Annotated in this window: 15 protein-coding genes, 1 other RNA gene and 4 pseudogenes; 3 read left to right on the top strand and 17 right to left on the bottom strand. The window is 63.0% G+C overall.

The window, feature by feature from the left end:
* Positions 1-2: 2 nt before the first annotated feature.
* Complete coding sequence (locus H6935_01010; GenBank protein ID MCP5276924.1) at positions 3-932, bottom strand: Bro-N domain-containing protein; 930 nt, start codon at positions 930-932, stop codon at positions 3-5.
* 1,081 nt (positions 933-2,013) lie between these two features.
* A pseudogene (locus H6935_01005) lies at positions 2,014-2,481 on the bottom strand (site-specific DNA-methyltransferase).
* 67 nt (positions 2,482-2,548) lie between these two features.
* Between H6935_01005 and H6935_01000 the strand changes: the two are divergent.
* Positions 2,549-3,726 (top strand): IS3 family transposase gene (locus H6935_01000; GenBank protein ID MCP5276923.1). Its coding sequence is split into 2 segments (ribosomal slippage): positions 2,549-2,801 and positions 2,801-3,726, totalling 1,179 coding nucleotides; the frame shifts between segments, so codons are not numbered across the junction.
* Between the two features lie 88 nt (positions 3,727-3,814).
* On the opposite strand, the pseudogene H6935_00995 reads toward H6935_01000, so the two are convergent.
* From H6935_00995 to H6935_00975, 5 genes and pseudogenes are all read right to left on the bottom strand, one after another.
* Positions 3,815-4,618, bottom strand: a pseudogene (locus H6935_00995) (site-specific DNA-methyltransferase).
* 67 nt (positions 4,619-4,685) lie between these two features.
* The gene (locus H6935_00990) at positions 4,686-6,410 is read right to left on the bottom strand and encodes a putative DNA binding domain-containing protein (protein MCP5276922.1); all 1,725 of its coding nucleotides are present in this window, start codon (positions 6,408-6,410) and stop codon (positions 4,686-4,688) included.
* Positions 6,407-8,677, bottom strand: a pseudogene (locus tag H6935_00985) (DEAD/DEAH box helicase family protein). The gene H6935_00990 and the pseudogene H6935_00985 overlap by 4 nt, the downstream one beginning before the upstream one ends.
* A 47-nt stretch (positions 8,678-8,724) precedes the next feature.
* On the bottom strand, positions 8,725-9,459 hold the full coding sequence (locus H6935_00980; protein ID MCP5276921.1) for an ATP-binding protein: 735 nt from the start codon (positions 9,457-9,459) through the stop codon (positions 8,725-8,727).
* Positions 9,453-11,027: pseudogene (locus tag H6935_00975) on the bottom strand (IS21 family transposase). The gene H6935_00980 and the pseudogene H6935_00975 overlap by 7 nt, the downstream one beginning before the upstream one ends.
* 190 nt (positions 11,028-11,217) lie before the next feature.
* On the opposite strand from H6935_00975, the gene H6935_00970 reads away from it, so the two are divergent.
* On the top strand, positions 11,218-11,709 hold the full coding sequence (locus H6935_00970) for a hypothetical protein (GenBank protein MCP5276920.1): 492 nt from the start codon (positions 11,218-11,220) through the stop codon (positions 11,707-11,709).
* A 301-nt stretch (positions 11,710-12,010) separates the two neighbouring features.
* Here H6935_00970 and ssrA read toward each other — a convergent pair.
* From ssrA to H6935_00945, 5 genes are all read right to left on the bottom strand, one after another.
* Positions 12,011-12,371: a transfer-messenger RNA gene (gene ssrA, locus H6935_00965) on the bottom strand.
* Between the two features lie 14 nt (positions 12,372-12,385).
* On the bottom strand, positions 12,386-13,108 hold the full coding sequence (locus H6935_00960; protein ID MCP5276919.1) for an HAD-IA family hydrolase: 723 nt from the start codon (positions 13,106-13,108) through the stop codon (positions 12,386-12,388).
* Entirely contained in the window at positions 13,101-13,799 is a 699-nt protein-coding gene (gene ubiG, locus H6935_00955; GenBank protein MCP5276918.1) for a bifunctional 2-polyprenyl-6-hydroxyphenol methylase/3-demethylubiquinol 3-O-methyltransferase UbiG, read from the bottom strand. Before ubiG ends, H6935_00960 begins: the two co-directional genes overlap by 8 nt.
* 124 nt (positions 13,800-13,923) lie before the next feature.
* Positions 13,924-14,283 carry a hypothetical protein gene (locus tag H6935_00950; GenBank protein MCP5276917.1) on the bottom strand — a complete coding sequence of 120 codons (360 nt, stop codon included), beginning with the start codon at positions 14,281-14,283 and terminating at the stop codon, positions 13,924-13,926.
* Positions 14,280-15,197 carry a LysR family transcriptional regulator gene (locus tag H6935_00945; protein ID MCP5276916.1) on the bottom strand — a complete coding sequence of 306 codons (918 nt, stop codon included), beginning with the start codon at positions 15,195-15,197 and terminating at the stop codon, positions 14,280-14,282. The genes H6935_00950 and H6935_00945 overlap by 4 nt, the downstream gene beginning before the upstream one ends.
* 211 nt (positions 15,198-15,408) lie before the next feature.
* Here H6935_00945 and lplT point away from each other — a divergent pair, with 211 nt between their 5' ends.
* The gene (gene lplT / locus H6935_00940) at positions 15,409-16,626 is read left to right on the top strand and encodes a lysophospholipid transporter LplT (GenBank protein MCP5276915.1); all 1,218 of its coding nucleotides are present in this window, start codon (positions 15,409-15,411) and stop codon (positions 16,624-16,626) included.
* A 29-nt stretch (positions 16,627-16,655) separates the two neighbouring features.
* Here the strand turns inward: lplT and H6935_00935 are convergent, their stop codons facing one another.
* From H6935_00935 to H6935_00915, 5 genes are all read right to left on the bottom strand, one after another.
* Positions 16,656-17,042: a barstar family protein gene (locus H6935_00935; protein MCP5276914.1), complete on the bottom strand. Its 387-nt coding sequence runs from the start codon at positions 17,040-17,042 to the stop codon at positions 16,656-16,658.
* Between the two features lie 18 nt (positions 17,043-17,060).
* On the bottom strand, positions 17,061-17,423 hold the full coding sequence (locus H6935_00930) for a ribonuclease (GenBank protein ID MCP5276913.1): 363 nt from the start codon (positions 17,421-17,423) through the stop codon (positions 17,061-17,063).
* 40 nt (positions 17,424-17,463) lie between these two features.
* Complete coding sequence (locus tag H6935_00925; GenBank protein MCP5276912.1) at positions 17,464-18,897, bottom strand: threonine synthase; 1,434 nt, start codon at positions 18,895-18,897, stop codon at positions 17,464-17,466.
* A 36-nt stretch (positions 18,898-18,933) separates the two neighbouring features.
* Complete coding sequence (locus tag H6935_00920) at positions 18,934-20,247, bottom strand: homoserine dehydrogenase (GenBank protein ID MCP5276911.1); 1,314 nt, start codon at positions 20,245-20,247, stop codon at positions 18,934-18,936.
* A gap of 84 nt (positions 20,248-20,331) precedes the next feature.
* On the bottom strand, positions 20,332-21,558 hold the full coding sequence (locus H6935_00915) for a pyridoxal phosphate-dependent aminotransferase (protein MCP5276910.1): 1,227 nt from the start codon (positions 21,556-21,558) through the stop codon (positions 20,332-20,334).
* Positions 21,559-21,630 lie beyond the last annotated feature (72 nt).

Below are 21,630 nucleotides of genomic sequence, written 5' to 3'. Positions count from 1 at the left end.
GCTCACTTCTTCTTGCCCGTTCTGGCCGCCCTGGCGGGCGCCTTGATCTGTCGGGCCGGTTTTTCCGCCTCGATGGCCGGGGCGCTTTCTCCCGGCGTCAGCCCTAGGTAATTCGCCCGGCTCACCACCGGCTTGCCGCTCTTGGTTTCCAGTTCCTTGCGGGCATTGCCGGCCACCGCGCCACCCTGTTTGGCGGCATCCTGGTTTTCATCAAACCCCTGGGCATCCTTGCGCCGGGCAATCTCGGTGGTGCTGGCCTCCCCCAGCATGGTGAAGATCAGTTCCAGGTCGGTCATGTGGTCGTGCAGGTTGTTGCCGGTCTTCACCTGGTCCAGCCCCTTCAACTGGCTGTGCTCGCCGGGCGTGATGCCGAAGGTGGCGCGGGCGATCTCGGCCGTGAGGATGGCGTATTCCCTGCCCTCCGCCACCCCGCGCGCCTTCCATTCGTCGGTCAACTCGCCGCGCACGGCGATGGACCGCAGGCGCTTCTCGATCCAGTCCTTCGGGTAGCCCTTGGCCTGGTACAACTCCCGGGCGCGGGCGCTGGCCAGTTCCGGGTTTTCGATCTCCTTCACCCGCTCGTAGCCCACCTGGGCCAGCCAGCGCTTGAAGGGCTCGGCCCGGGGCGAGGGGATGGACTGGATGATGCGGAACAGGCCCTCGGTGTTGGCGCAATCCGTCACGCGCTGCTTGCCATCCGGCGCCACCAATTTCAACCCGTGACAATTTGTCACGACTTCACTGCCCTCCGCCGACAGGCGTTGTTTCAGCTTGCGCCAGTAGGCGCCGGGATCGACGCTTTCCGTCAGCACCCCGCAGACATCAGCGACGGAAAACCACCATTCTTCGTTGTGCCAGGCGCGGCGGATGGTTTGCTCCTGGAAGACGGCGATGTGGTTCGCTGGTTCGACAGGCAAGGTTTTCTTGCCCATGTTTATTCTCCCTGATCCTTCATTAAGAACACGTCGGCTAGCCGACATTCACTGGCACCAGGGTCATGGTGTCGTTGCCGAAGATGTCGATGACCTTGACGGCCACGGTGTAACGTCCGGGGCGGTCATAGGTGTGCTGAGCCGTCATCAAATCCAGGTCGCGGTTCTGGCGGGTGCGGAAGCTCTGCCATTCGTTCTCGAAGATATAGCCGCCGGTCCAGCGTTCCTCGAATTGCGGCAGGGCCAGTTCGCCCTGGGGCGCTTCCAGGCCGGGCAACGTGGCAACGCCGGAAACCCCCGTGCCCACCGGCACCTTGATGATCTCCTGGCGGCTCATGTAGTCGAAATCCACCGCCCAGTAGTCCACCCAGTCGGTCCAGTGCTTGGTGAGACGCTCGCGGGTGACGATGCCTTCCTTGCTCTTGTTGATCTTGTAGAGCTGGCCTGCGTCGCAGATCACCCCGTTCTTGCCTTCCTTCAGGTTGGCAATGGCCGCTTCGGCAGCGCCCTGGGTGTAATAGACGGAAAAGTCGGTCAGCTCGATGCTCAGCGCCAGCTTGTGGTCGTAACGGGGCGTGGCCTCGACGAAGCTGATGTCGTGGAACACCACCTGGCCCTTGTCCACCGCCCGCTTGTCGAACACCTCGGCGGGGATGTATTTCGGCGCCAAGTCGATGCCCTTGCCCCGCGCCTCTTCCAGCACGGCGGGGAACAGCCCCATCTCGAACTCGAAGGCCAGCACGTCGACGCGGGAGGCGCCGCGCTTGCGGCATTCGGTGATGACCTCCTCCACGAACAGGCGTCCCACCGGCAGGTTGATGGGGCCGATGGCCACCAGACGGCCATTGCGCGCGCCGTGGAAGAAACCGTCCTGGGCGGCGTCCACTCCGCCCTCGCCGCCGCCCGAGTTTGCAAAGTACGCGGTGGCCTTGTAAGCGCGCAGGATCAGGTCGCGGAACTCCCGTTCCTTTTGCGCCAGGGCCTGTTCCTTCTGTTCGCCGGTCAGCCGGCCGCCGACGTTGAGATAGGCCTGCCGCTCGTAGCGGCCCAGGTTCAACACCTCGAAGGCGCGGAAATCCTTTTCGGCGGCCTTCAGTTCCCGCTGCACGCCGATCAGGCGCTTGCGGGTGGTGTGGATGCCGAACTTGCCCAGGTCGGTGGCGATCCATTTTCGGCCCAGCTTTTCGGCGACGGCGGCGGTGGTGCCGGAGCCGCAGAAGAAGTCGGCGACGAGGTCGCCGGGGTTGCTGCTGGCCTTGATGATGCGTTCGAGGAGGGCTTCGGGTTTTTGGGTGTTGTAGCCAGTGTCATCCTTTGCTTGTGAGTTGATTGGCGCAATATCAGCCCAGACGCTCCCCACTGGCACACCTTTACTCTCATCGAGAAAACGTCGAAGCCTCGGACGTGAATCAGCTTTTTTGGGGAGCTCAATACGCCCTTCCGCATAAAGTTTTTCCATGGTGGACAACTCATAACGCCAGCCCATCCTTGGTGCCGAATACCCTCGCCACTCATACATCATGTTTGGTCTCGGGTTGGGGCTCGTCATGAGGTTCCCCCGGAATTTCGTCTTCCAAGGGTGACATAAGATGGACGTCACGAAGGAAAGGAAGACGATGAAGATCCCGAAGCAGGAGTACACCGCCGAGTTCAAGGAGCTGGCGGTCAAGCGAGTCAAGGAAGGGCAGTCGATCGGCGCAGTGGCCAGGGAGTTGGGGCTGGTCGAGCAGACGCTGCGTAACTGGGTCAAATCGGCAGCGGCTGGCAAGCTCAATGGCGCTGGCGCCAAGGTGGTGACCCCGGAGGAAATGGAACTTTCGCGGCTGCGTGCTGAGAACATCCGGCTCAAGCGGGAGAACGAAATCCTAAAAAAAGCGACGGCGTACTTCGCGAGGGATGCGCTGTGAAGTACGCCTGGGTCGACGCGCAGCGGCAAACCTACGAATTGGCCGAGATGTGCGCCGTGCTGAACGTCAGCGTCAGCGGCTACCGGGCCTGGAAGCGTGGCGGCACGCCCAACCGCAAGCGCCTGACGGACGCCCAGATGCTGGTGCTGATCCGCGCCATCGACGCCGAACTCAAGGGCAGCTATGGTAGCCCGCGGATGGTTCTGGAGTTGCGGGATCGTGGTTTCTCGGCGGGCAAGGAACGGGTCGAGCGGTTGATGCGGGAGAACGGCATCCGGGCTCGTCACAAGCGGCGTTACAAGGCCACGACGGACTCGAAGCACAGCCTGCCGGTGGCGCAGAATCTGCTGGATCGGAACTTCACCCCAGAGGCGCCCAACCAAGTCTGGGCCTCGGACATCACCTACCTGTGGACGAACGAAGGCTGGCTGTACCTGGCCATCGTCTTGGACCTGTTCAACCGCGAAGTCGTGGGTTGGTCGCTGAAACCCCGGATGACGGCGGATATCGTGACGGATGCGCTGACGATGGCCTGGTTCCGCAGGCGGCCGGCGCCGGGGCTGCTGCATCACTCCGACCGGGGCAGCCAGTACGCCAGTCATGCCTTCCAGGCCAAGCTGGGCGGGTATGGGATGACCTGCTCGATGTCGCGCCGTGGCAACTGCTGGGACAACGCACCCGCCGAGAGCTGGTTCAACAGCTTCAAGAACGAGCGGGTGCATGGCCAAGCATTCGAGACGCGCGAGGAGGTGAAGGCGATGGCCTTCGAGTACATCGAGGTGTTCTACAACCGGAAACGCCTGCACTCGACCCTCGGATACAAGTCGCCAGCGCGGTTCATGAAGGATTGGATCGACACTCAGAAACGAGTGCAGCAGGTAGCATGAAGCCCACCCGTTGGAAGACGAAAAACCAGGGGAAGCTCATCATGTTGTCGAGGGTGTAAGCACGTCCGTCTGGAGTACGGTAGCTAAAACGAGATAGGTACTCGTCGGAATATGGTTCGTATTGTGGATTCCAAACGTAACGCTCCCCCTTCGTGCGCCAGATGATGGTGTCGTGAACAACACCCCAACGTAGGCTATCTCCGTGGGCAGTAACCCGCTTCCAAGTGATTGTTGCGCTTGCACCTGTGTTACCGAAAACCTCCTTTATTGCCGATTCAACGGCAGACGAGACGTTCGGTCCCATGTGCACATAAATCGACCCATCCTCCGCCAGCAAATCCCGCATCAATATCAGCCGCTCGTAGATCATGCTGATGAAGGAATCCGCCCCCCGCCCCCAGGTATCCCGATAGGCGATCTGCTCCAGCAGGTTCGGCTCCTTGTGGAAGGTCTCGCCGCCGATCTCGATGTCCATGCTGAAATCGGCGCCCACGTCGAAGGGCGGGTCGATATAGATCAGCTTGAGGCCGCCGGCCTCCTCGATCTGCCGGCGCAGCGCCCCGGCCTTCAAGGACGACAGGATCAGCTTGTTGTCGCCCCAGATGAGCTTGTTGGTCCAGCCTTGCAGTTGCCGGCCCCGGCTGTCGAACAGGTCGCCCTGGTGCTTGGTCTCGGCGCGGGGTTCGTCCACGTGCTCCAGGGTCTGGAAGGGCAGCACGGTGGTGCACACGTCGCGGGTCTTGCCGTTCCAGACCAGTTCCACCTCCCGCTTGTCCTCAAACAGGATGAAGCGGTATTTCTCCGGCAGGGGGCGGCCCTGCTGGATGAGGTTGAACAGGTCACGCTGTTCGGCTTCGGTGAGGTCGTAGGTTTTCTTTTCGGGCCGGGACATGGTCGGTTTGTTTGTTAAGCAGGCGAAACGGCGCCTGGGTTATCAAAAGAAAGTTTTTTACAAACAATCACATATCGTCGTTTGGTGGTTGATTATCCGGGTTGGCGATGGGTTTCGACTCGTCGTTAACAGAGGCGAGACGCCAACGGGCATTGCTCTTGCCGCCAACCCGCATGATCCGGCCGCCGCGCTTGAGGGCGCTGAGCAGATTGTGCAGCTTGTTTTCCTTTTGCTCGTCGGTGAAGACCTCGGGCCACTTGTTGGCCAGCATTTGACGCAACTTGTCCTTGCTCGCCTCTCCATACTGTTTCAGGTAATCCAGGATCAGGTGCTGGTAATGGGCGTCGTCCTGACGGCGCGTGAGGATGTAGTCGGCTTCGCGGCCGACGGTGCGGGCGACGCTGGCGGAAATGTGGATGGCGGGTTTGCGGCCTTCCACGAGTTGGCGCTTGCGCAGTCCCTTGAGTACGGCCTCGTCGGGCACGATGCCCTTTTGCACCTGATCCAGGGCGAGGATGTCGCCCAGGGTGAACTCGCCATGGGTCAGCAGGGCGCGGCTGTAGTTCTCGTCGATGAAGCGCCCCGCCAGACGCATGACGACGTGGCCGGGTTCGGTGAGGTCATAGTCGGGCAACGGCAGGTAGCGCCGCGCCTGGCCACGGAACATGACTTCGCGGATGCCGAAGCCCATGGTGTCGATCATGCGCAGTTGCGCCATGGCTTCGGCCAGAAACCGGTTGCGGTAACGCCGGGGCGTGCGGTTGCCGAGGATGTAATCCCGCGGCGCGCCGTCGAAAAACTCGCCGGCGTTCTGGAATTCCAGTTCGCCCTGGCGTTCGATCACCAATACGCGCTCGCATTGCCGGTAATCCTGGTGGGCAATGCAGTTGTGCAGGGCTTCGAGGACGATGCGTTGGTCGTACTTCGGTACGTCGATGGGAATGAGCTGGCCCGGCGGCAGGAAGGACAGGCGCAGGTTGCGGATGCGCTGGAACAGACGGCTGGTCTCCAGCAGAAACGGGGGGTGGAAGTGCTCGTAGGCCAGCTCCGGGCCTTCCAGCTTCCAGGACAGTTCGGCCACGTAGGGCGAGAGCAACGGCGTGGCTTGAGGCCGCCCGAGCAGCAGCAGGGTGGCGCGGGCGATCTTGCCCTTGATGGTCAGCCTGGCCCGGTCGAGAAATTCGGCGTCACTCCAGGCACGGATGGTTTCCGCCGGAATGCGCTCACCATGCCGGGCAATGAAGATTTCCCGCGCCCTGGCAAGGGCTTCAGGGTCGAGATCGTCCAGCGTGGCCTCCGGACAGAGAACGGCCGACCAGTCGTCATCCAATCCCTGGGCGCGAATCTCGTCCAGCTTGGCAAGCCCGAGGGAGCCGAGGCTTTCGCCGTCCCGCGCGTAGTAATGGCCATTCCAGGCAATAGGAATGCCGCGCGGCGCGGGGGGGATTTCAAACAGGATGACTCGGCCCTGGGCGGTTTCAAGTTCGTGGATTTCGCGGAAGGTGATGGTGGGGTCGGTGTTCTGGGTAATCTGGTGCTTGAGGCCGTGCAGCCGTTCACGCGCCTTGCGGTAGTCGGTGCCAATCACCTGGCGCGTCTTGTTGTGGACGCCGAACACCAGCCAGCCGGCATCGCGTTGGCGCAGATTGGCTTCGTTGCTCATGGCGGAGAAGTATTTGCCGATGTCGGAGGTGGGGAAGTTGTCGTTGGCGTCCTTGAATTCGACGCACTCGCTTTCCCATTCCACCAGCAGGCGGCGAAGCAGGTCGTCCAGGGGGTCGGGCCGGGTCATGACTGATATTCCCGGAAAGCGGCCAGCAGCCCGGCGAAGGTCTTGGGCGGGTGCTTCTCGAAGCCATCCTGATCGACATAAACAAAGCCGTAGGCCGTGCCGTCCTGGTCCTTGCTCGCCGCCGTCGCGTCGGCGCACCACTGTTTAAGACGGGCCATCTTTTGTGGGATGTCCAGTTCCTCACGGCCCTTGGTCTCGACGATCCAGACTTGGCCGTCGCTGGTACGAACGATGAAATCGGGGGTGTAGGTGGAGAGGTCGCCGTCGGCCCTCACGTAGTCCACCCGGAAGCCTACGGCCATGTAGTTCTTGCCGAAGGCTTGCACGTCCGGCGCGCTGTCGAGGAAAGCGGCGAAGGCCAATTCGAGACGGTCGGCGCCGACCTCGCCAACGATGCGGTTGAACACCGAGCGCTTGGCTTGGAGAAAACCGCGCGGCTCGGTGCGGAAGGGCCGGGTGTCGCGCAGCCGGATATGGCCCTCGATGCGGGAGCCACCGCTGTCGTGCAGGGTCAGGGCATTGATGGCGGCACGGAAGTGGTCGAACAGCAGCTTGCCGACTTCCGGCTCGGAGAGGTTGCGTAAGGTTACCGGGTCTTCCAGATCGACCGGGGCGGCAAACAGGTGGTCGCGGATGAAGGCCCGGACCTTGGGATAGAGCAGGTCGTAGCCGCCCACCAGACGCAAATCCTTGAGCAATTGACGGGCGAAGAAGGCGACCACGGAGCGGTAGTCGGCCGGGCCGCCGGCGTCGAGCTGGATGGTGTGATCCACCTCGGCTTCGAGCATGGTTTTGAAGACGATCTCGCGGGTTTCTTCCGGGGTGAAGGGTTTGACCGGCAATTTGGGGTTGCCGAAGGCGGCGGGGTCCAGCTCGCCCAGATCCTTGAATTCGCGGTTGAAGCGACGGGTGAGGCGCGGCAGGGCGATGTCCAGGGCATCGATGTCCTTGTCCGGCGCTTCGGTGTCCACCTCGACCACCAGGGAGTCCTGGCGCTCCCGCCCGCCCGCGCCGCCCATGGGCACGCGCTCGAAGGTGACGCCTTCGCTCTGGATGGATTCGACGAAGTCCATGAAGGCCGGGGTGCCCATGACCGACACAGTTTCCCGCTGCTCGCTGCCGAAATACATGCGGCGCAGGCCCCGCCCCAGGGTCTGCTCGGGCAGGATGTTGCTCTGGGCCGCATAAGCGCGCAGGCCGACGATGACGGTGACGTTCTTCACGTCCCAGCCCTCTTTCAGCATCAGCACGGAGACGATGGCCTTGTAGGGCGACTTCCAGGTGTCGATCTCGTTGGATTGCTTGCGCAGCAATTCCAGTTCTTCCTTGTTCTTGCTGCTGGCCGCCTCGGAGATGTCACCGTTGGCCTTGGTGTGGATGACCAACACGCCGTTTTGCAACTCGGGGCATTGCTTTTGCAGGTACTCGCCGACGATGTCGCAGTTCCGGGTGTCGTCCACCATTACAAAGAGCACGGCCTTCTTGCCCAGTTTTTCGTGCTCGGCGTAACTCTTGCGCCATTCCTCGATGCCGAGTTGCAGGTAGTCGGCGTATTTCTCGGTGATGATGGGGCTTTGGTGCTCGGTGAGCTTGGCCCGGCTGGCGGCGTCTGGAAGCACGGGATGCTTAACCACGTTCTGGGCAATGGCTTCGACCAGCGGATAGTCGCTCACCGTCTGTACGAAGATGGCGCCGTTGTTGTGGCGCGGCGTGGCGGTGACGTCGATCTGGATGGCCAGTCGCAAATCCTTTTGTAACAGCTTGTGGTGGATGTCCTGGATGTTCTTGAACCAGGCCATCTTCGGGTCGTGGATGTGGTGCGCCTCGTCGTTGAACACGGCGAGTTCGTCGATCTCCCGGACGATCTCACCCAGGTCGGTCTGGCTGTCGGTGGTCTTGCCCACCGGCCTGGCGCCGAAGGGGGCGAGGAAGTAGTCGCGCAGGTCGTCATCTTCCAGGGAGGGTTCGGTGATCTCGCCGAGGTAGACGCGGTGGATGTTGGTCAGGAACAGGTTGCCGGTGGGACGCACGACGCGCACGTCGTCCTGGATGTGCAGGGCGATCTGGAAATCGTCGCACCAGTTGCGCCCGGCGTGGCCGTTGTCCGGCAGCACGGGGTCGTTGAAGAAGATGCGTAGGCCGTCGAAATCGGCGCGCAGCCGATCCAGCACGATGATGTTGGGCGCAATCAGCAGGAAATTGCGCGCCAGGGTCGAATCCGGCTCGTAGAGCTTGTGGAAGTAGCACCAGGCCATCAGCAGTGTCAATCAGCGCGCAATATTGACCACCTGTCAGCGTTGAATTTTGACCAGGGTCAGCGTGGCTGATTGCGGTGCTTGAAACGGAAGGAATCGTTACCGGTTTCGAGGATGTCGCAGTGGTGGGTGAGCCTGTCCAGGAGCGCGGTGGTCATCTTCGCGTCCCCGAAGACCTGGACCCATTCCGCGAAGGCCAGGTTGGTGGTGACGATCAGGCTGGTGCGTTCATAGAGCTGGCTGATGAGGTGGAACAGCAAAGCCCCACCCGCTGCCGGGAACGGCAGATATCCCAGTTCATCCAGAATCACGGCATCCATCTGGGCAAGATGCCGGGCCAGGGCGCCCGCCCGGCCCTGGGCCTTCTCCCGCTCCAACTGGTTCACCAGGTCCACCGCATTGAAGAAGCGCACCCGCTTGCCGGCATGGATGGCCGCCACCCCCAGGGCGATGGCCACATGGGTCTTGCCGGTGCCGGTCCCGCCCACCAGGATCAGGTTATGGGCCGCTGCCATGAACGCCCCGGTGGCCAGTTGCTGAACCTGGGCCTGGTCGAGGCTGGACTCCTGCCAATTGAAGGTAGCGAAGTCCCGGTGCATGGGGAACTTGGCCACCCGCAACTGATAACGCAGGGAACGGGTCTGGCGATCCACCTGCTCGGCCTCGATCAGGCGTTTGAGCCAGACCTCCGGACTGGGGGGGATGCGGGACCGCTCGGCCTCCAGTTCCGCCAGTGCGGTGGCCATGCCATAGAGGTGCATGGCCTTCAGGGACTGGATGGACTCGGTCAGCATGGAGACCTCCCGCGCAGGGCATCGTAGCGGGCACAGTTGGCTGCGGGGGCTTCCTTGAGCATCAGGGCGGTCACCACAGTGGAGAGGGGCGGCGGCGGCGCCACCAGGCGGGCCACGTGGTTGAGAATGACCGGCGCCGTGACGGTACGGTGTTCCAGGGCCAGATCACAGGCCACGGTCAGGATCTCGGAGCCGTGTTCCCGCAGGGCCAAGAGCACCTCCACGAAGGCCCGGTCGCCCTGGGGCTGTTTCAGCAGGCGTTCCTTCACCGCGAAGATGGGCGCGGGCAGCTTCCAACCCTGGAAGGGGGCGCCATGGCGCAGGGCCCCAGGTTTGCGTTCCAGCACCGGCAGGTAATGCCAGGGGTCGAGGATCAACCGTTCCCGCCCGAAGTTGCGGACATGCTCGGCGATGAGACGGCCTTCGGCCACCACCCCGATTCGATCCGCCCAGGCGCGCAGGGACACCCGTTGGCCGGCAAACTCCGCCGGGACGCTGTAGCGGTTGCGGTCGTAGCTCACCAGGCAGGTGCTGGACACCCGGCAGGGTTGCTCGAAGTAGCCGTCGAAGGGGGCGGCGATGGGGCGCAGCCGGGCCTGTTCCTCGGTGAACACCTCGGCGATGGGGCGGTCCTTCTGCTCGGGGTGGGGACGCTTGGCCAATTCCCGGCAGCGGACTTCCAGCCAGGCGTTGAGTGCGCTGAAGTCAGCAAAGGATGGTCGGGGGGTGAACAGCCATTCCCGGACGTTGCCCACCTGGTTCTCCACTTGCCCCTCGCTCCGCGCCCCACGGCCCGGTCTGCATACCGGGCCGGCTGCGGCAGCGCAAAGCATGCTTTGCGAAACCCTGCCTCGCCCCAACCTGAAGCGGGAGTACAGGCCACGGGCTCAAACAGGTAGTGGTTGGCCAGGGCCAGGAAGCGGCGGTTGAACTGGCGCGCCTTACCGGTGTGGATGGCCTGGACGATGGTCTTGGGGTTGTCGTAGACCATCCGCTCGGGTACGCCTCCGAAGAAGGCGAAGGCCCGGTTGTGGGCGTCAAAGACCATCTCCTGGGTTTCCCGGGGGTAGGCCGCCAGGAACGTCTGGCGGCTGTGGGCCAGGCGGAAGTGGGCGAGCTTGACGGTCTGCACCACGCCGCCCAGTTCCACCTGCTCATGACTCCAGTCGAACTGGCAGGTCTCGCCCGGGGGGGAAGCTCAGGGGCACATAGGCGTCGCAGGCGGGGGTGGGGGCTTTGCCCTTCCAGTGCTTCACGAAGCGCTGCACGCTGTCGTAGGCGCCGGCATAGCCCTCCCGCTGAAGATCTTCGTACAGCCGCCGGGCAGTGCGCCGTTGCCCCTTGGGGCGTTGGCCGTCCTGTTCCAGCCAGGTCTCCAGTTGCTGACGGTACTTGCCCAGCTTGGGGCAGGGTTGGTGACTTCTCTGGTAGACCGGCTCCATCTCGGCCTTGAGGTACTTCTTGACGGTATTGCGCGACAGGTTCAGGTCGCGGGCGATGCGGCTGATCGGTTCCCCCTTGACCAGGGCTTTTCGCCGCAGCTTCAACAAACTCTCCATGCTGATCACTCCAGGTTGCTCCGCCAAAAGGGCGGCATCTTGACTCAACCAGGGTGGTCAAATTTGCACGCTGTTTACCCCGGTTGCCTGGTCAGATTTGCACGCTGATTAACAATTCGTCGCGATGCCACTTGGGTGCGGCTACACGGCCGAGGAGCAGATCTCAGGGGCAGCAGAGCACGGTGGGATCCAGATCATCGTGTACCCGATGAAGCGGGATCGCTATGAAGCAATGCTCAAGGAGCGCGCTCGCGTGTTCGAAGACAACATCTGCTACAGCCTTGCCGAACCCTGTGAATCAGCATCAATGGGCCTTGCGCCCGGGGGGCTGATGCGCCAAGAGATCTATGAAGATGAGTACGGCTACGATGCCTGGGACCTGAGCCTGTCCAGCCGATGCTTTATTCACATCCTCAATAGTGCGCAATGGGAGGCCGCGACCGGGAAGGCCGTGCCTGGGGAGGCGCCCACAGCTTCCGATTATACGAAGGCCGGGCTACCGTGGTTCGAGTACTACGACGACAAGATCAGCGCGTTGGCCGGTGCGCAGAAGCTTGCCGGAATGGACAGCGTTGCCGCCAAAGGCGTGAAGCTTGGCGAGCAGCCGCTGAAGGAGAACGAGGCGGTAAAACCGACAAAGGTCGTCCAACTCGGTACAGATTCGACCCGGGTCAGCGAGGGGAAGTGGTGATCCTTCGAAATGCGTAAGGGCAAGCTGTTTCCTCCGGCTGGGCGATGCCGTCATCCAACCGCTTGAACGGTCAGCATGTAACCTGTTGATATTCATGGGAGCCGCAGACGGCCTTTGCGGACTTCGGTGCCTCAAAGGGGAGCGAGGCCGGAGAGAAAAACGGCGCGGAGAGAGCGGAATGCGGCCCGAGGTGGCCAAGACGACCAGGGAAGGAAGTCCGCAGGAATCCGCAGGAGTCCCCGCAAACACGCGCGAGCGCGCAAGAAAAAAGGCCAACCGAGAACGGTTGACCTTTATATATTGGTGGAGCCGGCGGGAATCGAACCCGCGTCCGCAAGTCCTCTACAGCAAGATCTACATACTTAGTCCGGTCATTTGGTTTTAACCCGGACCCCGCCGGCCGAACAGGCTGGGTCTAGGCGAGTCACCTTAATTTAACGCTGAATCAAGTGACCCGAATCAGCGCGATCCCGTGTAAATGACTCCTCAGCTGGTTGCCCAGCCCGGCCCACGGGCCTGCCGGTGAGGAGTCCGGCCGTCAAGCGGCCAGAGCGTAAGTTTCGTCGTTGGCGACTATAGATTTCCAGATGGATTTACGAGGTGACTGGTCCTCGGTATGCCCTTCACTGCTTTGCAACCCACGTCGAAGCCAGGTCGGCCCCAAATGAGGTAAAGCTCAGATGGATGCTACCGGCAATTGGTTCAATCCCCCAGCAAATAATTTATCTGGGGAGCCATCCAGCCAGTCCATGAGGCCCAGGGGCGACTGGATGAAGCCGGCCGCACCCCAGGTCTCGGGATGGTCGTCCCCGCCCAGGTAGCCATAGAGGGCCACCAGGGTGGGCATGCCTGCGGCGGTGGCGGCTTCCACGTCCCGGGCGGCGTCGCCCACGTACAAACAACGGCCAGGGGAGGCGCCCATGCGGCGGCAGGCATGCAGGACAGGCTCCGGGTGGGGCTTGGGGTGGGCGCAGGTGTCGCCGGACACCACACTGGCAGCCCGTTCCAAGAGGCCCAAGCCGCGTAGTAGCGGCTCGGTGAGGAAGGCGGGCTTGTTGGTCACCACGGCCCAGGAGATGCCGCGCGCTTCCAGGCCGTCCAGCACCTCTTCCATCCCTGGGAACAGGTCGGAACGCGCCGTGAGATGTTCGATATAGATATCCAGGAACTCGGCGCGCAGGTCCTGGAACTCCGGGTGGTCGTGGCCGATGCCGAAGCCCAGGCGCAGGAGGCCCTGGGTGCCGTGGGAAGCCTGGGCCCGCAGGGGGGCGTGGTCCATGTTCGCCAGGCCCCGGCGGCGGCGCATCTCGTTGAGGGTGTGGATAAGGTCCGGTGCGGTATCCACCAGGGTGCCGTCCAGGTCGAAGAGGACGGCGCGGACAGCGCCGCCGTCAACCACGCCGGCAGGCCAGCAGGTAGTTCACGTCAGTGTCCCGCTCCAGCCGATAGACCTTGCTGAAGGGGTTGTAGGTCATGCCCATGAGTTCCACCGGCTCCAGGCCTGACTGCCGGGCGAATGAAGCCAGTTCGTGGGGCTTGATGAACTTTGCCCAGTCATGGGTGCCCTTGGGCAGCATGTTGAGCACGTATTCCGCTCCGACGATGGCGAACAGGTAGCTCTTGGGGTTGCGGTTCAGGGTGGAGAGGAAGACCCAGCCGCCGGGCTTCACCATGGCGCGGCAGGCGGCCAGGATGGAGACGGGGTCCGGCACGTGCTCCAGCATCTCCATGCAGGTCACCACGTCGAAGGCTTCGGGCTGCTCTTCGGCCAGGGCCTCGGCGGCGATGTGGCGGTAGTCCACCTGGGCGCCGGTCTCCAACTGGTGCAGCCTGGCCACCTTGAGGGCCTTCTCGGAGAGGTCGATGCCGGTGACCGCAGCACCCTTCATGGCCATGCTCTCGGCCAGGATGCCACCGCCGCAGCCCACGTCCACCACGCGCTTGCCGGCCACGCCGCCGCACAGGCCGTCCACCCAATCCAGGCGCAGGGGGTTGATTTCATGCAGGGGCTTGAATTCGGAGTTGGGGTCCCACCAGCGGTGGGCGAGTTGGCTGAACTTGTCCAGTTCGGCCTGGTCGGCATTGGTCATATCTCTACCTCTATAGAAAACGATGGGCCGCCCCTTGCTTGATTGCCCCCCAGGGGGCTGGCTTGGCGATGCACGGACAGAGGGCGCCCAGAAATCAGCCCCATCATTGTCCGTCATTTCCTTCCTACGGGGCGACGTCCCGGGCCATCAAATGCTCTTCGTAGTGACGCCGGAAAAGGCCTTCCAGTTCGTCGATGACCTCTTGGGCGGGCTTGCCGTGCACCAGGTGCTGGGTCATGAAGGCGGATGTTTCGTGCAGAATTTTGGCCCGGTCAATCATGGGATAGGTCTGGCGCAGGCGTTTGATGGCCTTCACCACGCTTTCCTTGTCCGGTCGTGGAATGTCCAGGGGGGTCTGGGGCGTGGCGGGCACCTGGAGCGCGGTACGCTCGGCCAGGAAATCCGCGTAGTCCAGCAGCCCTTGTTGCCGGTCTGCCGGCAGATCGCGGAAGGCCTTGAGGAGTCGGCGTTCTTCCTGCGTCATGAGTGGTTGTGGGCGTAGTCCTTGAGCATGGGGCTGCTTTCCAGGAATTCCAGGAAGGCCTGGAGCAGCTTGCTGCGGAATTTTTCCTGGGGGTACACCAGGGACAACTGGCGGCGAAGGGGGGGGTCGATGGGCACGGACACCAATTCGCCCAGCTTCACTTCCTTTTCCACCGTGGTGCTGGATACCACCGCCACGCCCAGGCCGGCGGCCACGGCACCCTTGATGGCCTCGCGGCTGCCCAGTTCCATGGACAGGTTGATCTCGTCCAGATTGACGCCGTTGAGCTTGAAAAAATCGTCTATGCATTCCCGGGTGCCAGAGCCGGATTCCCGGGTGATGTAGGACTGTTCCGACACCAGCTTGGGGGTCACCATTTCCAACTTGGCCAGCTTGGAGAAGGGGGCGCATATCATCACCAGTTCGTCCTCGCAGCAAACGTGGGTGATGAGGTTGGGGTGATGGGAGGGAGATTCGATGAGGCCCAGGTCCAGGGTGTGGTCCGCCACCTTGTTCTCGATGGTCTCTGAGTTGGCCACCGTGAGCCTTGCCTGGGTTTCCGGGTGCAGGCGCTTGAACTCCCCCAGCAGGCGGGGCAGCATGTATTCGGCAATGGTGGTGGAGGCGCCGATCAGCAGGGGACCGCTCACCTGGCCGGTCAGTTCGGAGATGCGGGCCTCCATTTCACCGGTCATGTTCAGGATGCGTTCGGCATAATCCAGGGCCAATTCACCGGCGGGGGTGAGGGAAATTTTGCCGTGGGACCGCTCGAACAACCTGGTGTTGAAATGTTCTTCCAGTTGTTTCACCTGGAAGGTCACCGCTGGCTGGGTCATGAACAGCAGTTCAGCAGCCTTGGTGAAGGAAAGCTGCTTCGCCACCGTGTAGAAAACCTGGAGCCTGCGATCGGCCATATCGTTTATGCAAAGATAAAAATTAATTATGTCATTGGATCATAATTTACTTATCAGTCACAACCATACTAGCCACCGCAATAAAATTTCCCTATTGTTTCGTGGCTAATAAATTCACGCCTTGAGCCGCATGCTTTTTCCTTGATTCCGGGCGCAGAATCCACCCTCCTGCCTTCGGCCACCCGGACAAAAACACCGCTCCCACGGATCCATGAATCGCGGCTTCTACGTCATCCTCATCGCGCAGTTCTTCTCCGCCCTGGCTGACAACGCTCTCCTCTTCGCCGCCATTGCCCTGTTGCAGGAACTGGCCGCGCCGGACTGGCACGTGCCCCTGTTGCAGCAGTTCTTCGTCATCTCCTACATAGCCCTGGCGCCCTTCGTGGGTTCCTTCGCCGATGCCCTGCCCAAGGGCCGGGTCATGTTCATCTCCAACGGCATCAAGATTGTGGGCTGCCTGGCCATGCTGCTGGGCATGCAGCCTCTTTATGCCTATGCCATCGTGGGCCTGGGGGCGGCAGCCTATTCCCCGGCCAAGTACGGCATCCTCACCGAGTTCCTTCCTCCCGCCCTGCTTGTGAAGGCCAACAGCTGGATGGAAGGCGCCACGGTGGCCGCCATCATCATCGGCGCCATCATCGGCGGCCTGCTCATCAGTCCGGCCCTCATGGGCAAGACGCTGGTGGACTGGAACGCGCCGGCTTGGATGTCGGTGCCCGACGCGGCCATCGCCATCATCCTGCTGCTCTACCTGGCCGCTGCCTGGTTCAACCTGTACATCCCGCGACTGCCCATCGACCACAAGGTCCCAAAGAAGAATCCCCTATTCCTCATTCACGACTTCTGGCACGCCTTCAAGCTGCTGTGGAAAGACCCTCTGGGCCAGGTCTCCCTGGCCGTGACAACCCTGTTCTGGGGCGTTGGCGCCACCCTGCGCCTGGTGGTGCTGGCCTGGGCGGCCTTCAACCTGAATTTCGACCTGACCCATGCCACCCAGCTAACGGCCATGGTGGCCGTGGGCATTGCGGTGGGCGCGGCCGTGGCGGGCAAGTGGGTGAAGCTGGAGGACTCGGTGAAGGTGCTGCCGGCGGGCATCGCCCTGGGCCTCATCGTCGTCACCATGATTCTGGTGACCGACTGGCGCATCGCCATGATGATCATGTTCCTGGTGGGGGCCCTGTCAGGCTACTTCGTGGTGCCCCTGAACGCCCTGCTCCAGCACCGGGGCCACCTGCTCATGGGCGCGGGCCACTCCATCGCCATCCAGAACTTCAACGAGAACATCGGCATCCTGGTGCTGCTGGGGGCCTACACCTTCATGGTGGGCCACGGCGTACACATCCATTGGGTCATCGTGGCGTTCGGCCTGTTCATAAGCGCGGCCATGACCGTCATCTGGCGCCGGCACCGCAACGACGAGGTGCATTAGGCCGGCATGGGGATGGCATTACCCCGCCATTAACCCGCCAGGGGAAGGTCGCTGGTCTTCAGGCCGGACAGGAACAGGCTGCATGGCCTTCCCTGGTCACGCCATGCGTCGGCGGCGTCCGTGTAGATATCCATGAGGTTGTGCAGCAACTCCGGGTCCAGGGCGTCGGCGTGGTCGATGTGCAAGGCAATGGGCCCCTCCCGCCAGGACATGTCATTCAGGCACTCCTCCAGGGCATCCCAGTTGGCGCCGTAGTAGCCCGGAAACTCCAGGGCCCAGCCCAGGGCCGCCAGCAGCCCCGCCTTGCCCTCCAGAACCCGTCCATCCAGGGTGGGCAGCAGGTCGGAGGGGATTTCCAGGCGATACACGTCGTTGAGGGACGAGTCCGCAAGGATGCGGGCGACGGAAAGGCTCATTCCCATGATTATTGGCGCCTATTCCCTAATCCGCCTGAAGCTGCGGTAATGGTCGGCGGTGTACCAGTAGTCGCCCCCTCGACCCGCCACGATTCGGCGCGCACCCCGGTTGGTCGCGCCCGGCGTGGGCACGGTGTACTCCCGGTAGTAGCCCCGGCTCTGGCTGGGCAGCAGGCCTTCCCGGTTGCCGAAGGTGCTACCGTCCTTGCCGTAGGGGAAAGGTCCGCCCCGCTTGATGAGGGCCAGGGTCTGGCGTCCTTCCGGGGGCAGCTGGGCGAGGCTGATTTCGTCTGGGGGCTGGGGCGCGAACCAGCCCAGGGCCTGGGCCCCCAGGGATACCAGGGCCAGCAGAAGAAGGATCGGTAACAGGAAACGCCGCATGGGTTTCTTTATTCCCCGACCTGTGCCGGAGTAACGCACGTCAATCGTTGGCGTGACGGGCGATGAAGGCTTTGATGGCCTCGGCGTCGGCATCCATCACTTCAACCCGGCGGGGCAGGCCTTCAAGGTCTTCCAGGCCGGCGGGGCGCTCGGGTTTGCGGCCCAGGGCCTCGACGATGGTCTCCTCGAACTTGGCCGGCAGGGCCGTCTCCAGGCAAACCAGGGGTATGCCTGGCTCACGGTGCTCCAGGCCCACCTTCAGGCCATCGGCCGTGTGGGTATCGATGACCGTGGCGTACTTGGCCCAGCACATGCGAATGGTGGCCAGGCGGTCGGCATGGGTGCTCTTGCCGGACACCAGCCCGAAGGCCGGCACCTGGTCGAACAGGCCATCGTGCTTGAGGTCGAAGCTGTCGCCCTTGTCCACAGCGCTCCATAGTTCCTCCACCCGGGCGCTGTCCCGACCCGTGAGGTCGGCGATGAAGCGTTCGAAGTTGGAGGCCTTGGAGATGTCCATGGAGGGGCTGGAGGTGTGCAGGGTTTCCGCCGACTTGCGGGGCCTGTACACGCCGGTGCGGAAGAACTCGTCCAGCACGTCGTTCTCGTTTGTGGCGACGATGAGCTGGTGGATGGGCAGGCCCATCATGCGGGCGATATGGCCGGCGCAGACGTTGCCGAAGTTGCCCGAGGGCACAGAGAAACTCACCTGCTCCTCATTGGTCTTGGTGACGGCGAAGTAGGCCTTGAAGTAATAGATCACCTGGGCGGCGACGCGGGCCCAGTTGATGGAGTTCACGGCCCCCAAACGATACTTCTTCTTGAATTCATGGTCGTTGGCGGCGGCCTTGACGATGTCCTGGCATTCGTCGAACACGCCGCGCACGGCGATGTTGAAGATGTTGGCGTCCTGCAGGGAGTACATCTGGGCCTGCTGGAAGGGGGTCATGCCGTGCACGGGCGAGAGCATGAACACCCGCACGTTGTGCTTGCCCCGCATGGCGTACTCGGCGGCGGAACCCGTGTCGCCGGAGGTGGCGCCCAGGATGTTGATGTCCCGGCCGGCCTTGTCCAGGGCGTACTCGAACAGGTTGCCCAGAAGCTGCATGGCCATGTCCTTGAAGGCCAGGGTGGGGCCGTTGGACAACTCCAGGATGAACAGGCCATCTTCCAGCTTGCGCACCGGCGTGATCTGGCTGAAATCCGAATCACTGCGGCCGTGGCTGTAGACCTCGGTGGTGTAGGTCTTGTCGATGAGGGCCTTCAGGTCCGCAGCGGGGATGTCGTCCGCCAGGCGGGAGAGAATGGCGAAGGCCAGCTGCCGGTAGTCCATGGCCCGCATGGCCGCCAGGTCCTCGGCGCCGAAATGGGGATAGGTCTCCGGCAGATACAGGCCGCCGTCGGGGGCCAGGCCGCCCAGCAGGATTTCCAGGAAGGATTGCTTGGGGGACTGGCCCCGGGTGCTGATGTACTTCATGCCTTGCTCGGTTCCTTAACGCTTAGCCCTTGAGGATCAACCCTTGAGCTCTTCCATGCGGATGCGGGTGACCCGGCCGCGGATGCAGTCCAGGGCCTCGATCTTCTGGATGGCTGCGTTCACGTCCTTCTCCTTGGCCACGTGGGTCAGGATCACCACGTCGGTCTGGTCCTCACCCTCCTCCGGCTCCTTCTGCATCATGGCGTCGATGGAAATGGAGAGATCGGCCAGGATGCGCGTCACCTCCGCCAGCACCCCCGGCTTGTCCAGGGCCCGCATGCGCAGGTAGTAGGCCGTCTCCACCTCGTCCATGGGCAGGATGGAAAGGTCGGACATGCGGTCCGGCTGGAAGGCCAGGTGGGGTACGCGATGATGGGGGTCGGCGGTATGCAGCCGGGTCACGTCCACCAGGTCGGCGATGACGGCGCTGGCGGTGGGCTCCGCACCCGCGCCCTTGCCGTAGTAAAGGGTGGCGCCCACGGCGTCGCCCCAGACCAGCACGGCGTTCATGGCACCTTCCACGTTGGCGATGAGGCGCTTCTCCGGCACCAGAGTGGGATGCACGCGCAGTTCCACCCCGGTATCGCGGCGCTTGGCCACGCCCAACAGCTTGATGCGGTAGCCCAGCTCCTCGGCAAAGCGGATGTCCGTGGCCTCCAGCTTGCTGATGCCCTCGATGTGGCACTTGTCGAACTGCACCGGGATGCCAAAGGCGATCGAGGCCATTAGGGTGGCCTTGTGGGCCGCGTCCACGCCCTCGATGTCGAAGGTGGGGTCCGCCTCGGCATAGCCCAGCTGCTGGGCTTCCTTGAGCACCGTGTCGAAGGACGAGCCCTTGTCCCGCATCTCCGACAGGATGAAGTTGGTGGTGCCGTTGATGATGCCGGCCAGCCACTGGATGCGGTTGGCGGACAGGCCCTCCCGCAGGGCCTTGATGATGGGGATGCCCCCAGCCACGGCAGCCTCGAAGGCCACCATTACGCCCTTGTTCTGGGCGGCGGCGAAGATCTCGTTGCCGTGCACGGCCAGCAGGGCCTTGTTGGCGGTGACCACGTGCTTGCCCTGGGCGATGGCCTCCATGACCAGGTCCTTGGCCACGGTGTAGCCGCCGATCAGTTCCACCACGATGTCCATGTCCGGGTTGCGCACCACGGCGAAGGCGTCGTCCACCACCTGGGCCCGGCCACCAGTGAGTTCCCTGGCCCGTTCCAGGTTGCGGTCCGCCACCATGGTGATCTGGATGGGCCGACCTGCCCGGCGGGTGATCTCTTCCTGGTTGCGGGTCAGCACCGTCCAGGTGCCGCCCCCTACGGTGCCGATGCCGAGAAGTCCTACGTTGATGGGTTTCATGGTCTTAATGGAAAGTAGAGAGTGGAGAGTGGAGAGTCTGGGGTGGGGTCGCTCTTGACTGGCCACTCTCGACTCTCGGCTGAATCAGGTTCCATGCCGCTTGCGGTAAAGCTCCAGGAAGCGGGCAATGCGGCCCATAGCGTCGTGCAGGTCATCCATGGAGGGCAGGAACACCACGCGGATGTGATCCGGGTGGGGCCAGTTGAAGCCGGAGCCCTGCACCACCAGGACCTTTTCCTGCAGCAGCAGGTCCAGGATGAACTGCTGATCGTTGGAGATGGGATAGACCTTGGGATCCAGCCGGGGAAACAGATACATGGCCGCCTGGGGCTTCACGCAGCTCACGCCGGGCATCTGGGTCAGAAGCTCCCAGGCCAGGTCCCGCTGGCGGCGCAGGCGGCCGCCGGGGGCCACCAGCTCGTTGATGCTCTGGTAACCGCCCAGGGCGGTCTGGATGCCGAACTGGGCCGGCACGTTGGAGCACAGGCGCATGGAGGCCAGGATGTCCATGCCTTCGATGTAGTCCTTGGCGTGCTTCTTCTCGCCGGAGACGATGGCCCAGCCGGCCCGGTAGCCGCAAGCGCGGTAGTTCTTGGACAGGCCGTTGAAGGTCACGAACAGCACGTCGTCCGCCAGGGAGGCGATGGAGGTGTGTTCGGCATCGTCGTAGAGCACCTTGTCGTAGATCTCGTCGGCGTAGACGATGAGCTGGTGCTGGCGGGCGATCTCCACGATGCCTTCCAGTATCTCTTTCGGATAGAGGGCGCCCGTGGGATTGTTGGGGTTGATGACAACGATGGCGCGGGTGTTGGCCGTGACCTTCCCGCGGATGTCATCCAGGTCCGGAAGCCAGCCGCTGCCCTCGTCGCAGATGTAATGCCGGGGCGTGCCGCCTCCCAGGCTCACCGCCGCCGTCCACAGGGGATAGTCGGGGGCCGGCACCAGCACCTCGTCACCGTTGTCCAGCAGGGCCTGCATGGTGAGGACGATGAGTTCCGACACGCCGTTGCCGATGTAGATGTCGTCCACCTGCACCCCGGCGATCCGCTTCTCCTGGGTGTAGTGCATGATGGCCTTGCGGGCCGCGAACACGCCCTTGGACTCGGAATAGCCCGCCGCCAGGGGCAGGTTGTGGATCACGTCCTGGACGATCTCTTCCGGGGCATCAAAGCCGAAAGTGGCGGGGTTGCCGATGTTCAGCTTGATGATGCGGTGGCCCTCTTCCTCCATCTGCCGGGCGCGAGCCATGACCGGACCACGAATGTCGTAGCACACGTTGGCGAGCTTGGCGGATTTGAGGATGGGCTGCATGGAAGTGCGGCGTCAGGGTATAAAGGGGGCAATCTTACCCGAAAACCGCCCATATCCGGCCGTAACCTCCCG

Origin of the sequence: Thiobacillus sp., from assembly GCA_024235835.1 — a bacterium.
Classification (GTDB): domain Bacteria; phylum Pseudomonadota; class Gammaproteobacteria; order Burkholderiales; family Thiobacillaceae; genus PFJX01.
This window is presented reverse-complemented; position numbering and strand designations above follow the sequence as displayed.